This window comes from Streptomyces sp. BK208 (assembly GCF_004364245.1).
Taxonomy (GTDB): Bacteria; Actinomycetota; Actinomycetes; order Streptomycetales; family Streptomycetaceae; genus Streptomyces.
This window is the reverse complement of record NZ_SOAV01000006.1, coordinates 352,232-366,051: the sequence shown is the minus strand read 5'-3', so window position 1 is coordinate 366,051 and position 13,820 is coordinate 352,232. Positions and strand designations below refer to the sequence as shown.

Below are 13,820 nucleotides of genomic sequence, written 5' to 3'. Positions count from 1 at the left end.
CCGCTCGACCCCCTCCGGCGAACCTCGCCGGGCCGCGCGGCCTCCGCCGAGTCCGGCCTGCCCGCACGGCACCCGGAGCCGGGGACCCACCGAGACCTTGGGGGGAATCGGCCGCACCGCCCTCGACGAGGGGGCCGGTCCGCCGTGGGGCAACCCTTCCGAACCGCCCGAACCCTCCCCCGGTGCCCGAACGGCCTGGGAGGTACCCCCGTCGCCGACCCGGTAGGCGGAGCACTGGAAGGAGTCGCCTCCTTGGCGTCGCACCGCAAGTCGCGTCCCACCGGCACCCGCGTCGCGGGCCTGCGCACCCCGGCCCTCGCCACCGCGGCCCTCACCTCCGTCGCCCTGCTGTCCCAGACCGCGAACGCCGCGCCGTCGGACGACCGGCCGACCCTCGAAGAGGTCGAGAAGAAGGTCGACGACCTCTACCGCCAGGCCGGGTCGGCGACCGAGAGGTACAACGCGGCCAAGGAGAAGACCAGCAAGCAGCGCAAGAAGGTCGACACCCTCCTCGACGACGTCGCCCGGCGCACCCAGGACCTCAACGACGCGCGCGAGGAACTGGGGTCCTTCGCCTCCGCCCAGTACCGCACCGGCGCCGCCGTCCCGGAGACCGCGACCCTGCTGCTCGCGGACTCGCCGCAGGACTACTTCGACCAGAACCAGCTGATGAACCGGCTCACGGGCCGGCAGAAGAGCGCCGTCGACGACTACGTCACCCAGCAGTCCGAGACGATGAGGAAGCGCCGGGAGGCCACCGAGAGCCTCGGGACGCTCACCGAATCGCAGAACGACCTCAAGACGGCCAAGTCGACCGTCCAGAAGAAGCTGGCCACCGCGCGGGAGCTGCTGTCGGAGCTGACCGCCGAGGAGAAGGCCCGGCTCGCGGCGATCGAGAAGAAGAAGCAGCAGGAGGCCGCCCGCAAGGCCGCCGAGCTGGCCGAGCGGCAGGCGGCGCAGGAGGCGGAGCGCACGCGCCAGGAGGAGGCCGCCCAGCAGCAGAGCGGCGCCGGATCCGGTTCCTCGGGGACCTCCGGCGGCACCGGCTCCACGGGGTCGTCGACGCCGGACACCTCGAACGGCACCAGGGCCGAGAAGGCGATCGCCTTCGCCCGCGCCCAGGTCGGCAAGCCGTACGTCTGGGGCGCCACCGGCCCCGGCTCCTACGACTGCTCGGGCCTGACCCAGGCCGCCTGGAAGGCCGCGGGCGTGAGCCTGCCGCGCGTCACCTACGACCAGGCCGACGCGGGCACGACCGTCCCCGTCTCCCAGGCGCAACCCGGTGACCTGGTCTTCTTCTACGACGACATCAGCCACGTCGGCCTGTACATCGGTGACGGCATGATGATCCACGCCCCGAAGCCGGGCGCGTACGTCCGCGAGGAGTCGATCTTCTACGACGGCGAGTCGTCGATCCACAGCGTGGTGCGCCCGGCCTGACCGACCGGGGTCCTTAGCATCGAGCGCATGTCATCGGCGTCCTCGGCAGCGGCCACCCCTCCCCACGCTCTGCGCGCCTGGTGGGCGCAGCGCCCGCCGGCGGCCGGGGCCGCGGTGATGGCGACCGGCATCGTGTCGGTCGCCCTGCATCTGACGGGCCGCGAGGTGCTGTCCCGGATCGCCCTGGTCCTGGCCTGTGCCGCCTGGCTCACGCTGGCGGCGAACTTCGTCTACCTGCTGCTCGTCGAGCGGGCGCAGTGGGTGAAGCGGGCGGGGACGCCGGGCGCGCTCACCGCCGTCGCCGCGACGACCGTGCTCGGCACCCGGTTCTCCCTGCTCGGCTGGACGCTCCTGGCGGCGGTGCTGCTGGCGCTGTCGGCCCTGCTGTGGCCGTGGCTCCTGTCGCTGGTGGTGCGGCACTGGGGGCGGAGGATGCCGGGCGCGGTGTTCCTGGGCTGCGTGGCCACGGAGGGGCTCGCCGTGCTCGCCGCCACGCTGGCCGCGGCCACCTCGACGCCCTGGCTGGCCCACACGGCTCTGGTGCCGTTCTGGCTGGGGATCGCGCTCTACCTGATCGCGCTGTTCCGCTTCGACCTGCGGCAGGTGGCCCGGGGGTCCGGGGACCACTGGGTGGCGGGCGGCGCGCTCGCCATCTCGGCGCTGGCCGGCTCCAAGCTGCTCGCGGCGGCCGGCACCGGCATGTACCTGTGGAACGCCGACGACCAGGCCGTGCTCCACGACCTGACGGTCTTCCTGCTCGCCCTCGACCTCGCCTGGTACGCCGTGCTGCTGGCGGCCGAGATCGCCTGGCCCCGCGTCCGCTACGACGTGCGTCGCTGGGCGACGGTCTTCCCGCTCGGCATGACGGCGGCGGCGACGCTGTCGGTGTCCGCCGCCGTCGACGTCCCGTGGCTGGACGCGCCCGGCCGGGCGCTGCTGTGGATCGCGGTGGCCGGGTGGCTGGCGGTCGCGGCGGGCGCGGTCGACCAGGCCCGGGCGGGGCTGCGGTCCGGTCCTGAGGACTCCGGGGCGGTCAGGTCCACAGCACCGCGATGAAGACGTTCGCCAGGGTCAGCGCGCCCACCAGGGCGAACAGCGGCTTGTCCACCTTCTCGTCGTCGCGCTTCACGTAGACCAGACCGAGGATCACGATCAGGAGGGCGAGCTTCACGCCCATCTTGACGTTGTCGACGGGGTGGTCCTGGGCCTGGTTGAGGCCGATCAGGACGGCACCGGTGACCAGCATCGTCAGCGCGCCGTGCAGCATCGCGGGGGTGTACCTGGCGGTGCCCCGGCCCATCGCCTTCATCTGGGTCAGGAATCCCCCGAGGAGCGCGGCGATCCCGATGATGTGCAGGCCGACGAAGAGGTGGATGAGTACGTCCATGAGGCCGGAGCCTAGTGAGCGCCCGCACCCGCCCGGACACCGGGCCGCCCCGGCGCTCCCATAACAGCTCACGCCCCTCGCCCGCTCCCGGTCCGGCATATCGGTCATCACCCTGCGTGAAGACGACGGGCTCCGACGGGGGCGGCGCTCACTTACGGTCGCCGTCCGATCCGGTACCGCCACTTCCGCGCATCCCGTCACCGGACCGTTACCGACGCGCCTAGCGTCCTGGCCCGGGCAGCCGGCGCGGACCGGAGCCGACCCGGCGTGGGCCGGAGTCGAGTCGTACGGAAGGACGTGGAGCACAGGTGGGAACGCACCGCAGGCCGCGACAGCGCGCGACGGGCGGCGGCAGAGCCCGTACCGCGGCCACCCTCACCCTCGCGGGCGCGGCCACCGCGGCGGGGCTGGGCGGTACCGGTCACGCCGATCCGCAGCCGACGGCGGCGCAGGTCAGGGCCAAGGTGGACAAGCTCTACCAGGAGGCAGAGGTGGCCACGGAGAAGTACAACGGCACGAAGGAGAAGGCGGATGCCGCGGAACGGCGCCTGGAGGAGCTGCGGGACGAGGCCGCCCGCAAGGAGGACCGGCTGAACACGGCGCGGGAGGCGCTGGGCGCGGTCGCGGCCGCGCAGTACCGCAGCGGTGGCCTGGACCCGGCGCTGCAACTCGCGCTCTCCTCCGATCCGGACCGGTACCTCGACGGCGCCGCGTTCGCCGAGCGCGCGGGCAGCCGGCAGTCCGCCGCCGTCGGGCGGGTGCGCAAGGAGCTCCGCGACATCGAGCAGCTGCGCGGCGCGGCCCGCATCGAGGTGGCCTCGCTCACGTCGCGCCGGGCCGAGCTGAGACGCCACCGCGAGACCGTCAACGGCAAGCTGGAGGCGGCCCGCCGCCTGCTGTCCCGGCTGACCGCCGAGGAACGCGCCGGCACCGGCGGGGCGCCCACGGGCGGTACTCCCCGCGCCTCCCGCGCCTCTTCCGCCGGGCCCCGGGAGGATCCGGCCGCGTCCGCCCAGGCACCCGACTCCCGGGCGGCGGCGGCCGTCGCCTACGCCTACCGGAAGCTCGGCAGCCCCTACGTGTGGGGCGCGACCGGCCCCAACGCCTTCGACTGCTCGGGCCTCACCCAGGCCGCCTACCGGGCCGCCGGAATCTCCCTGCCGCGCACGACCTACGCCCAGATCGGCACGGGCCGGCGGGTCTCACGGTCCGAACTCCTCCCGGGCGACCTGGTCTTCTTCTACTCGGGCATCAGCCACGTCGGCATCTACGTCGGCAACGGGCAGATGATCCACGCCCCGAACCCGTCGGCGCCGGTCCGCGTGGCCCCCGTCGACGAGATGCCGTTCGCGGGGGCCGCGCGGGTGGCCTGAGACACCTCGCGCGGGGCGGTCAGACCAGCCGTCGTGCCGTCGCCCAGCGGGTCAGCTCGTGCCGGTTGGACAGCTGGAGCTTGCGCAGGACCGCCGACACGTGGGACTCGACCGTCTTCACCGAGATGTACAGCTGCCTGGCGATCTCCTTGTACGCGTAGCCGCGGGCGATCAGGCGCAGCACCTCGCGCTCGCGCTGGGTGAGCCGGTCGAGGTCCTCGTCGACCGGAGGGGCGTCGGTGGAGGCGAACGCGTCGAGGACGAAGCCGGCCAGCCGCGGGGAGAAGACGGCGTCCCCCTCCTGCACGCGGAAGACGGAGTCGACCAGGTCCGTGCCGTTGATGGTCTTGGTCACGTAGCCCCGGGCGCCGCCGCGGATCACCCCGATCACGTCCTCCGCCGCGTCCGAGACGGACAGCGCGAGGAAGCGGACGGGCCGCTCGGCGTCGCTCATCAGGGGCGCGCAGCGGCGCAGCACCTCGACCCCGCCGCCGCCGGGGAGGTGGACGTCGAGCAGCACGACCTCGGGGCGGGTCGCGGTGATGACCGTGACGGCCTGGTCGACGTCGGCGGCCTCGCCGACGACCTCGACCCCGGTCTCGGCGGTCTGGCCGATCTCGGCCTGGACGCCGGTGCGGAACATGCGGTGGTCGTCGACGAGCACCACGCGTACGCGGCGCTCCCCCGCGCCGTCACCGGCCGGCCGCGCGGGCTCGGCCGCACCGCCCGCTCCCGCCGTTCGGTTCGCCTCGGTCGGGTCGCTCATGACGTCTTCTCCGCCCTCTCCATCTCCAGTTCGACCTCCGTGCCGCCGTCCGGCACCGCGCGCAGCCGCGCCGTGCCGCCGTTGCGCTCCATACGGCCGATGATCGATTCTCTGACGCCCATGCGGTCGGCGGGTATCGAGTCCAGGTCGAAGCCGGGGCCGCGGTCCCGGACGGACACGAAGACCGTCCTGCCCTCGACTTCGGCGAAGACCTGTACGGCGCCGCCCTCGCCACCGTACTTGGCCGCGTTCACCATCGCTTCACGCGCGGCCTGCATCTGTGCGCTGGTCCGCTCGTCGAGCGGGCAGTCGCCGACGACCACCACCTCGATGGGGACGCCGTGCTTGTCCTCGACCTCCGCGGCGTTGCGCTTCACGGCCTCGGCGAGGGTGGTGGGCTCGTCGTCCTCGTCCTTGCCGTTGCCTTCCGGCTTGTAGAGCCAGGTGCGCAGGTCGCGCTCCTGGGCGCGGGCCAGGCGGCGCACCTCGCCCGCGTTGTCCGCGTTGCGCTGGATCAGCGTCAGGGTGTGCAGCACGGAGTCGTGGACGTGTGCGGCGACCTCGGCGCGCTCCTGCGCGCGGATGCGCATCAGCCGCTCCTCGGACAGGTCCTGCGTCATCCGCACCAGGTACGGGCCGGCGAGGAGCGTGATGCCGACGAGGACGGCCAGGGCCGCCTGGAGGACCGAACCGAGGTGGGCCGCGGACCCCTGGAGGACGAAGATGCCGGTGACGCCGGCCGTCACCAGCAGGACGCCCGCCACCGAGCGCAGCAGGGTGACGGTGCGGCGGTGGCGTCCCACCTCGGCCCAGCGGGCCCGGCGCGCGTTGTCCGCCTGGCGCCAGACGAGGGCGACGCCGGCACCGACGAGCACGGTCGGCCAGAGGTAGGCCTTGGCCCCGCCGCCCAGGTCGACGTTGCCCACGAAGACCAGGGCGACGACGACCATGAGGAGCAGCGCGACCATCTGCCCCTTGTCCGGTTTGCGCGCGACGAGCCGGCGGCGGCCGTCCGGCGTCGTCTCGGAGGTGACGAGGGACGGCGGCTTCTGCGCCTCCACGCCCCCGACACCCAGCGGCACGAAGAACCAGAAGGCCGCGTACAGCAGCGCGCCCAGGCCGTCGGCCATGAACAGGCCGACGAAGGCGAACCGGACCCAGATGACGGGCAGCCCGAGATGCCCGGCGAGCCCCCGCGCCACCCCGCCGAGCCAGCGACCGTCGCTGCTGCGGTAGAGCTTGCGCGGCGGCCGCGGTCCGACGACGGGTGCTGCTGCGGCTTCCGGCATGACACCGATGTTCACATGGGGGCGGGAGCCGGGGCATCAGGGTCGTTCCCCCACTCGCCCCTGATCTTCGGCCCGCGGCGCTCCCGGCGCGCCTCGAACGCCTCCCGGGCTCGGAGTCAGGGCCGATATCAGGGTCCGACCAGGGTCGGACCGGCTCCCGTCACGGCGCCGCGGCCGTCACCATGGACCCATGACAGATCACGAGCACGCCGCGACGGGTCCGGGACCCCGCTCCGGCCCGCGCCCCCCGCTGGGCGACGGGCCGCAGGGTGCCGTGCCCGCCGCGGACGCCGGTGCGGGCGGCGCGGGCGCCACGGCCGGCGCGGGTGGCGCCGGCGGCGCGGATGCTCCCGGACCGGCGCACCGGTTCCGGCGCGACCGGCGGCACAAGACGCTCGCCGGGGTGTGCGCGGGCCTCGGCCGGCAGTGCGACCTGGATCCGGTGATCTTCCGGATCACCCTCGCGGTGCTCTCCGCGACCGGCGGCATCGGTCTCCTCTTCTACGGCTTCGCCTGGCTCTTCGTCCCGTACGACGACGAGGAGGAGAACGAGGTGCACAAGCTGCTGACCGGCCGGGTCGACGGACAGGCACTGGCGGCCGTGCTCTTCGCCCTGGTCGGCTGCGGGGTCTTCCTCACCATGTTGCACAACGGCGGCGTGCTGACCTTCGCCGTCGTCCTCTCCCTGCTGCTGGCGGGCGCCGGATACTGGTCGCGGCACCGCCGGACGCCCGAGCCGGACCCGCTGTCGGCCCAGACCGTCGCCGACGCCCCGCCGGAGGCCCAGGCACCGCCGATCATGTACACCTGGCCCTCCTGGTGGCGGGACCCCATCGTCAAGGACGGCACGCATGACGGCGGGACGGGATACATGTGGGGCCCGCCGGACTCCGCGCGCCGCGACGTCGCGGCGGCCGTCGCCATCGGCCGCGGGACCCGGGGGCGCCGCGACCAGACCCCGGAGGACGACTTCGGTTCCCGGTCGCCGCAGGTGCGCGGCTCCCGGGGGATCGGCGGCTGGGTGTTCCTCCTCGCCCTGCTCGCGGGCTTCCTCGGGACCCGGCTGACCTGGGACGACCATACGCTCGCCACCAGCCTGCAGACCGGGCTCGCGTGTGCCCTGGCCGCCTTCGGCCTCGGTATAGCGGTCAGTGCCTTCCTCGGGCGCACGGGAGCCGGCTCGGTCTTCCTCGCGGTCGTCACGGCGGGCCTGCTCGCCGGGACGACCGCGATCCCCCAGGAGGTCGGCACCGAGTGGGTGCGCACCACCTGGCGGCCCACCGCGGTGGCCGACGTGCGCGACCAGTACGACGTCGGCGCGGGCAGCGGCACCCTCGACCTGTCCCGCCTCGACCTGGCCGAGGGGCGGACGCTGACCACCCGGGCCGACGTGGGCGTGGGACGGATACGGGTGGTGGTGCCGCGGGACGTGACCGTGCGGCTCAGTGTCGAGGTGGGGGTGGGCGACATCCAGCTGCCGGGCGACGACGAGAAGGACGTGGACGTGGCACCGGGCAAGCACAAGGAGATCACCCTGCCCCCCGCCGAGGGCGGCGGGAACGGCGGCACGCTCGACCTCGACCTCCAGGTCGGCGTCGGTCAGGCGGAGGTGACCCGTGTGGCGTCATGAGTTCCAGCCGGGGCGGCTGGTGGCCGGTGTCTTCCTGATGCTGGCCGGAGTCGTCTACGCCGGCGACGCGGGCGGCCTGTGGGAGACGCCGTGGTTCGTGCTGGTCCCGGTCGTCACGGGCGGGCTCTGCACCGCCGGCGCGGTCGGGGTCGTGGCCCGGTCCGTGCACCGGCGGCGCGGGGCGCGCCGCGCGACGGCACCGGAAGGGCCGGGGACCGGCTTCCCCCGCTGACGGGGCCGCGGGCAGGCCGCCGCTACCGGTAGCCGCCCGTGCGGCGCCGGCGCCGGGAGCGCAGCACGGCGTCCAGGGACAGCAGCGGGGCACCCGCGAGGACGAGGGGGAGCCAGGCCATCAGGTAGGCGAGGTCGTTCCCGTAGTAGTACGGGTCGGAGGCCCAGCTGACGGTCAGCCACAGGCTGAGCGAGATCAGCGCGCCGCCGAGCGCCGCGATCCGGGTGAGGAGTCCGAGCAGCGTGCCGATGCCGACCGCCAGCTCGCCCAGGGCGATGGCGTAACCGAAGCCGGACGGGCTCTTCAGGGCGAGGTCGACCAGGGCGGGGACGGCCGAGGAGTCGCGGACGGCACGCATCATGTCGCCGACGGAGCCGGCGCCCGCGTCCTTCATGAAGGCGCTGTCGGTGAGCTTGTCCAGGCCGGCGTAGACGAAGGTGACGCCGAGGAAGATCCGCAGAGGGACGAGGGCGTACCGGGCGGCGTGGTCCCGCCAGGTCCCCCCGCCCCCGGGTGAGAGGTGGACTTCCGTCCGCATACCGTGAGTCATCATCGCCAGCCCCTCTCGCCCCGTATGCCCGGACCCCCCACCAGACCATACGTACGGCAGGCGGTCCCCGCTCACCCCTCGGCGACCGGTTTCTCACCGTGTTCCGACAGGTCACCGACGCCGGCCGGCCGCCGGGCCGGGACGCGGGACGTCAGTCCGTCACGTCGATCGCGTACCGGTTGGTCTCCACACCCGCACCGGTGACCACCTGGACGTCCACCCGGCCCGGTTCGACGTCCGCCGGGACGGGCACCGTGAGCAGGTCGTCCGTCGGGTTGCTGAAACCGCCCGTCACCGGGACCAGGGGCACGTGGACGTTGACCGCGCCGATGCGGACGACCATCCGGGACAGCCGGTCCGCCCGCTGGGCGCCCGGCGGCACGAAGCCCGCGCCGCGGATCTCGATGTCGTCGCCGGTGCGGATCGGCGCGTCCAGGTCGCCAGCCTCCCGGGCCCGGACCACGGACAGGATCACCGGCCGGCCGCCCTCGGCGTACTTCCCGGCCACGTAGGTCGCCGCCGACACGAGCACCACCACCGCCAGGCCCCACGGCAGGTCGGGCAGCTGCTCCGGGCGCCGGGCCAGGCGCACGGCCGCGAACACGAGGGCCACGACGGCGATCACGATGTACTGGATGTCGGCGAAGGTGCCGCGGCCGGCGTCGTCCGTCAGCAGGTCGGACGCGCGCGGCCGGTCGGCCCGTACCTTCTGCAGCCGCTGTCCCAGCACGCGCAGCCCGACCACCCGCCGCACCAGGACCGCGATCCCGCAGACCACCGCGAGCACGGTCACCGTGCCGGTGCCGCGGCCCAGTCCGAGGCCCGAGATCAGCGCGTCGCGCCGGTCGGCGTCCGAGGCGACGGCCAGCTGCCCGGCCAGCACGAGCACCGCGTAGGCGACGAAGAGGACCCAGGCCGCCGCCACGGCACGGGAGGTGGACAGCCGGTTGTCCTCGCCGATGACCGGGGCCAGCGCGCCGCCCCGGGCCCGGTGGAAGTACGACGCCGCCGTCAGCGCCCCGGCCAGCACCAGCGCCGCCGCCAGGCCTGCGGTGCGCGCCGCCGACCAGCCGGCGCCGACGGCGGTGAGGCACTGCCCGAGCAGCAGCAGGACGGTCCCCGCCCACACGGCGGCCGCGGTGCGCCGGCCCAGCCCCGCGAGCCACGCGTCGCCCTCGGCCCGGCCGCGTTCGGCGACGGCTTCCGCGGACTGGGTCAGCTCCTCCGAGACCCACTGGCGGGAGGCGGAGGCCGAGTGGGCCACCGCCGCCGGAAGGCCCTGCCCGGCGGCGAACTCGTCCCGCCGCCGCAGGAACGCGGCGACCGCCCGGCGGTGGCCCTCACGGGCCCCGTGCGGGCAGTCCCCGCAGGTGCAGCCACCGCCGTGCGCCGTCTCGTACGCGCCCTTGTCGGAGCCGCTCCCGCGTCTCGCCTCCTGCACCGCCACGCCCGACGCCCGCCTTCCCGCACCCTGTGAAAGAAACCGTCCCGAGCGACCGTGGGAAGAAGCCCTCGAAGCCTCTAAGTCCCTTGGGACGAAAGCGAATTGTGCCGTACTCCGGTCCCGTCCGCCCGCCGCCCCGCTGCGGGTCGGCTCCCGCGCGGGTGATGCGCAGGTCGCCGTGTTGACCCCCCGGTCGGTTACCCGACAGAAGATGTCGGCTTTCGCGGCCAGACTCGGCACATGACTTCAGGCACCGCTGTGAACTGGGCCGGTTTCGCCGCCGCCGAACCCGCGCTGGCCGGCACCGTCGAGGCGCGCTTCGGCGCCCACACCCACCACGTCCTCGCCACCCTCCGCAAGGACGGCTCGCCCCGCACCACCGGTCTGGAGGTGCGGTTCCTGAACGGCGAGCTGTGGCTCGGCATGATGCCGGGCTCGCTCAAGGCGCTCGACCTGCGCCGGGACGCGCGCTTCGCGCTCCAGGCCAACCCCGGAGCGGGCACCGGCATGGGCGGCGGGGACGTGCGGATCGCCGGGCGGGCGGTGGAGGTCGAGGACCCCGCGGTGAAGGCCGGGTACGTGAAAGAGGTGGAACCGCCGGAGCCGTTCCACCTCTTCCGGACCGAGCTGACGGAGGTCGTGCGGACCTCCGTGGAGGACGACACGTACCTCGTCGTCGAGATCTGGCAGCCCGGTCAGCCCGTGCGCACGGTCAGGCGCACGTGAAGGGAGCCTCGCGGCTCACTCCCACTCGATCGTCCCCGGCGGCTTCGACGTCACGTCGAGGACGACCCGGTTGACGTCCTTGACCTCGTTGGTGATCCGGGTCGAGATCTTGGAGAGCACGTCGTACGGCAGCCGGGACCAGTCGGCGGTCATGGCGTCCTCGGACGAGACGGGTCGCAGGACGATCGGGTGGCCGTAGGTGCGGCCGTCGCCCTGGACGCCGACGGAGCGGACGTCGGCGAGCAGCACCACCGGGCACTGCCAGATGTCGCGGTCGAGGCCGGCCGCGGTCAGCTCCTCGCGGGCGATGGCGTCGGCCTCGCGGAGCAGGTCGAGCCGCTCCTTGGTGACCTCGCCGACGATCCGGATGCCGAGGCCGGGGCCCGGGAACGGCTGGCGCTGGACGATCTCCTCCGGCAGGCCCAGCTCGGCGCCGACCATCCGGACCTCGTCCTTGAACAGCTGGCGCAGCGGCTCGACCAGCTCGAACTCGATGTCCTCGGGGAGTCCGCCCACGTTGTGGTGGGACTTGATGTTGGCGGTGCCGGTGCCGCCGCCGGACTCGACGACGTCCGGGTAGAGCGTGCCCTGCACGAGGAAGGCGACCTCGGGGCCGTCCTCCTCGAGGATCTCCAGCTGCGCCTGCTCGAAGACGCGGATGAACTCGCGCCCGATGATCTTCCGCTTCTCCTCGGGGTCGGAGACCCCGGCGAGCGCCTTGAGGAACCTCTCCTCGGCGTCAACGACCTTGAGCTGTACGCCGGTCGCCGCGACGAAGTCCTTCTCGACCTGCTCGGTCTCGCCCTTGCGCATCAGACCGTGGTCGACGTAGACGCAGGTCAGCTGGGTGCCGATGGCCTTCTGGACGAGGGCGGCGGCGACGGCGGAGTCCACGCCGCCGGACAGGCCGCAGATGGCCCGCTTGTCGCCGACCTGCTCGCGGATGGCCGCGACCTGCTCCTCGATCACGTTGCCCGTGGTCCAGTCGGGGCGCAGGCCCGCTCCCCGGTACAGGAAGTGCTCCAGCACCTGCTGCCCGTACGTGGAGTGCATGACCTCGGGGTGGTACTGGACGCCGTAGAGCTTCTTCTCGTCGTTCTCGAAGGCGGCGACCGGGACCACGTCGGTGGAGCCGGTGACGGCGAAGCCCTCGGGCGCGGCGGAGCAGGCGTCGCCGTGCGACATCCACACGGCCTGCTCGGCGGGGGTGCCCTCGAAGAGGGTGGAGGACGGCTTGGAGACCGTGAGGTCGGTGCGGCCGTACTCGCGGGCGCCGGAGTTGTCGACGGTGCCGCCGAGGGTCTGCGCCATCAGCTGGAAGCCGTAGCACATGCCGAAGACGGGGACGCCGGCCTCGAACAGGGAGCGGTCCAGGGTCGGGGCGCCCGGCTCGTACACCGAGGAGGGGCCGCCGGACAGGATGATGGCCGCCGGGTTCTTGGCGAGGATCTCCTCGACCGGCATGGAACTCGGCACGATCTCGCTGTAGACCCGCGCCTCGCGGACACGACGGGCGATGAGCTGGGCGTACTGCGCGCCGAAGTCGACGACCAGGACGGTGTCGGGGGCGGCGGCAGCGGGGGTCGCTGATGACACGGGGTGCCTTCCGGCGGTCGGGCGGGGGGCTTGTCATCCCGATTCTACCGAGCCGGGCGGGTGACCCGGCCCCGCCGTCGTCACCTCCCCCGCCCCGGCCGGGTGCCCCCTCCCCGGGCCCCACCTCGGGTCTCACCATGCGAACCGGCTTGGACACCGACCGTCGCCGGGGCATACTGGGGCCATGCGCAAGCACCAGACCTTCCTGTTTACCTATGGCAACCGGCCCACCGGCTGCCATGGTCGTGCTGCTTGAGCAACTGACAAGCGACTTCCCAGGCGCCCCGGGCCGACAAGGTCCGGGGCGCCTGGCGTTTGCGGACCGTGCCGGTCCGGGGTGCCGCCACCCTTCGGCGAGGAGCCACCGACATGACCGTCACCGCAGCAGACAAGACCGGCGCGCACACCTCCGAGGCCGCCGGCGTGATCACCGGCGCCCGGGAGCGGATCGACGCGCTGGACGACCGGATCATCGGGCTGATCCAGGAACGGATGGCCGTGTCCGCCGTCATCCAGGAGGCGCGGATCACCTCCGGCGGCCGGCGCGTGAACCTCTCGCGCGAGATGGAGGTGCTGGACCACTACCGGCAGGCGCTGGGCAGGCCGGGCACGGCACTGGCGATGACGATGCTGGAGCTGTGCCGCGGGCGCGTGTGACGCGTCCGGCAGGGCGCGGCGCGACCCGCGTGGTCCCTGAGGTCGGGTCCGGGGTCGTATCTGAGTTCGGGCGTCTTCTCACCCGTACGGCGCGTGACCGGTGGGCGCGTGGCTTCGTTGGTCCCGGTGTCCGTGCCAGCCAGGGGCGGGCCCGAAAGAACCACGCGTGGCTCGCTGGAGCGATGAGACGTACGGATCGTGCCGTGCGTCGTGGGACCTCGCTCCAGGGAAGTGACCGGACGGCAGGGGACAGCAGCCCGGTCACCCAAGAGAACGGCCGGCTCCGGGGACGCCCGGAGCCGGCCGACGGAACGGGTCCCTCGTTCGAACGCAAGCATCCACGGCAAGCGACGCAACCCCCCGGCGTCGCTCCCGAGGCACCGGCGCTGCCCTGACGCCGGTGCCGGCTGAGAGGGAGGGCCCCGCGGCCTCGGTTCCGCGGGGCCCTTCGCCATGCCGTCCCGCTGCCGCGGCTGTCACGACTGCCGCGGCTGTCGCGTCCGCCGGCCACTCCCGTCACTTCAGTGACGCAGGACACATAAAGATTCTGTGAACACGGGGGCAACCATTCACAGGTTTCACTGATCACAACAGTCATGAGGCTGCGTCGCGTCGCGGCAGCGGTCGCCGTCACGGCGGGCGGGGGGGGGGGGGGGGGGGGCGGCGGGGGGGGGGGGGGGGGGGGGGGGGGGGGGGGGGGGGGGGGGGGGGGGGGGGGGGGGGGGCGGGT

General features: G+C 73.7%; 13 protein-coding genes. 7 read left to right on the top strand and 6 right to left on the bottom strand.

Features of this window, described 5'->3' with window-relative positions; genetic code table 11:
* Window positions 1-252: 252 nt before the first annotated feature.
* Complete coding sequence (locus EV562_RS17685; RefSeq protein ID WP_133887751.1) at window positions 253-1,440, top strand: C40 family peptidase; 1,188 nt, start codon at window positions 253-255, stop codon at window positions 1,438-1,440.
* 27 nt (window positions 1,441-1,467) lie between these two features.
* Window positions 1,468-2,496, top strand: a complete 1,029-nt coding sequence (locus tag EV562_RS17680) for a tellurite resistance/C4-dicarboxylate transporter family protein (RefSeq protein ID WP_133887750.1) — start codon at window positions 1,468-1,470, stop codon at window positions 2,494-2,496.
* Here the strand turns inward: EV562_RS17680 and EV562_RS17675 are convergent.
* Window positions 2,474-2,827 (bottom strand): hypothetical protein, encoded by a 354-nt coding sequence (locus tag EV562_RS17675; RefSeq protein WP_133887749.1) that lies wholly within the window; start codon window positions 2,825-2,827, stop codon window positions 2,474-2,476. The two genes, EV562_RS17680 and EV562_RS17675, sit on opposite strands and share 23 nt — an antisense overlap.
* Before the next feature lie 308 nt (window positions 2,828-3,135).
* Here EV562_RS17675 and EV562_RS17670 point away from each other — a divergent pair, with 308 nt between their 5' ends.
* The gene (locus EV562_RS17670; RefSeq protein ID WP_133887748.1) at window positions 3,136-4,200 is read left to right on the top strand and encodes a C40 family peptidase; all 1,065 of its coding nucleotides are present in this window, start codon (window positions 3,136-3,138) and stop codon (window positions 4,198-4,200) included.
* A 19-nt stretch (window positions 4,201-4,219) separates the two neighbouring features.
* Here EV562_RS17670 and EV562_RS17665 read toward each other — a convergent pair whose 3' ends face one another.
* Together EV562_RS17665 and EV562_RS17660 are read right to left on the bottom strand one after the other, a co-directional pair.
* A complete protein-coding gene (locus tag EV562_RS17665; protein WP_133887747.1) occupies window positions 4,220-4,966 on the bottom strand; it encodes a response regulator transcription factor in 747 nt (248 codons plus the stop codon).
* Window positions 4,963-6,255, bottom strand: a complete 1,293-nt coding sequence (locus tag EV562_RS17660; protein ID WP_133887746.1) for an ATP-binding protein — start codon at window positions 6,253-6,255, stop codon at window positions 4,963-4,965. The genes EV562_RS17665 and EV562_RS17660 overlap by 4 nt, the downstream gene beginning before the upstream one ends.
* 190 nt (window positions 6,256-6,445) lie before the next feature.
* Here EV562_RS17660 and EV562_RS17655 point away from each other — a divergent pair, with 190 nt between their 5' ends.
* Both EV562_RS17655 and EV562_RS17650 read left to right on the top strand, forming a co-directional pair.
* Window positions 6,446-7,885 carry a PspC domain-containing protein gene (locus tag EV562_RS17655; RefSeq protein WP_133887745.1) on the top strand — a complete coding sequence of 480 codons (1,440 nt, stop codon included), beginning with the start codon at window positions 6,446-6,448 and terminating at the stop codon, window positions 7,883-7,885.
* Window positions 7,872-8,117 carry a hypothetical protein gene (locus EV562_RS17650; protein WP_133887744.1) on the top strand — a complete coding sequence of 82 codons (246 nt, stop codon included), beginning with the start codon at window positions 7,872-7,874 and terminating at the stop codon, window positions 8,115-8,117. Before EV562_RS17655 ends, EV562_RS17650 begins: the two co-directional genes overlap by 14 nt.
* Before the next feature lie 22 nt (window positions 8,118-8,139).
* Here the strand turns inward: EV562_RS17650 and EV562_RS17645 are convergent, their stop codons facing one another.
* Window positions 8,140-8,667 (bottom strand): DoxX family protein, encoded by a 528-nt coding sequence (locus tag EV562_RS17645; protein WP_208298373.1) that lies wholly within the window; start codon window positions 8,665-8,667, stop codon window positions 8,140-8,142.
* Window positions 8,668-8,818: 151 nt separating this feature from the next.
* Window positions 8,819-10,114, bottom strand: a complete 1,296-nt coding sequence (locus tag EV562_RS17640) for a hypothetical protein (RefSeq protein ID WP_133887742.1) — start codon at window positions 10,112-10,114, stop codon at window positions 8,819-8,821.
* Between the two features lie 237 nt (window positions 10,115-10,351).
* Here EV562_RS17640 and EV562_RS17635 point away from each other — a divergent pair, with 237 nt between their 5' ends.
* Window positions 10,352-10,837 carry a pyridoxamine 5'-phosphate oxidase family protein gene (locus tag EV562_RS17635; protein WP_166661840.1) on the top strand — a complete coding sequence of 162 codons (486 nt, stop codon included), beginning with the start codon at window positions 10,352-10,354 and terminating at the stop codon, window positions 10,835-10,837.
* Between the two features lie 15 nt (window positions 10,838-10,852).
* Here the strand turns inward: EV562_RS17635 and guaA are convergent, their stop codons facing one another.
* Window positions 10,853-12,433, bottom strand: a complete 1,581-nt coding sequence (gene guaA, locus EV562_RS17630) for a glutamine-hydrolyzing GMP synthase (protein ID WP_133887741.1) — start codon at window positions 12,431-12,433, stop codon at window positions 10,853-10,855.
* 369 nt (window positions 12,434-12,802) lie between these two features.
* Here guaA and EV562_RS17625 point away from each other — a divergent pair, with 369 nt between their 5' ends.
* Entirely contained in the window at window positions 12,803-13,090 is a 288-nt protein-coding gene (locus tag EV562_RS17625) for a chorismate mutase (RefSeq protein WP_166661839.1), read from the top strand.
* The last annotated feature ends 730 nt before the right edge of the window (window positions 13,091-13,820 follow it).

Bases quoted from the DNA above. Each gene is read 5' to 3' on its own strand.
- EV562_RS17680 (WP_133887750.1), top strand. From the start codon at position 1,468: ATGTCATCGGCGTCCTCGGCAGCGGCCACCCCTCCCCACGCTCTGCGC.
- EV562_RS17675 (WP_133887749.1), bottom strand. From the start codon at position 2,827: ATGGACGTACTCATCCACCTCTTCGTCGGCCTGCACATCATCGGGATC.
- EV562_RS17665 (WP_133887747.1), bottom strand. From the start codon at position 4,966: ATGAGCGACCCGACCGAGGCGAACCGAACGGCGGGAGCGGGCGGTGCG.
- EV562_RS17660 (WP_133887746.1), bottom strand. From the start codon at position 6,255: ATGCCGGAAGCCGCAGCAGCACCCGTCGTCGGACCGCGGCCGCCGCGC.
- EV562_RS17655 (WP_133887745.1), top strand. From the start codon at position 6,446: ATGACAGATCACGAGCACGCCGCGACGGGTCCGGGACCCCGCTCCGGC.
- EV562_RS17645 (WP_208298373.1), bottom strand. From the start codon at position 8,667: ATGACTCACGGTATGCGGACGGAAGTCCACCTCTCACCCGGGGGCGGG.
- EV562_RS17635 (WP_166661840.1), top strand. From the start codon at position 10,352: ATGACTTCAGGCACCGCTGTGAACTGGGCCGGTTTCGCCGCCGCCGAA.
- EV562_RS17625 (WP_166661839.1), top strand. From the start codon at position 12,803: ATGACCGTCACCGCAGCAGACAAGACCGGCGCGCACACCTCCGAGGCC.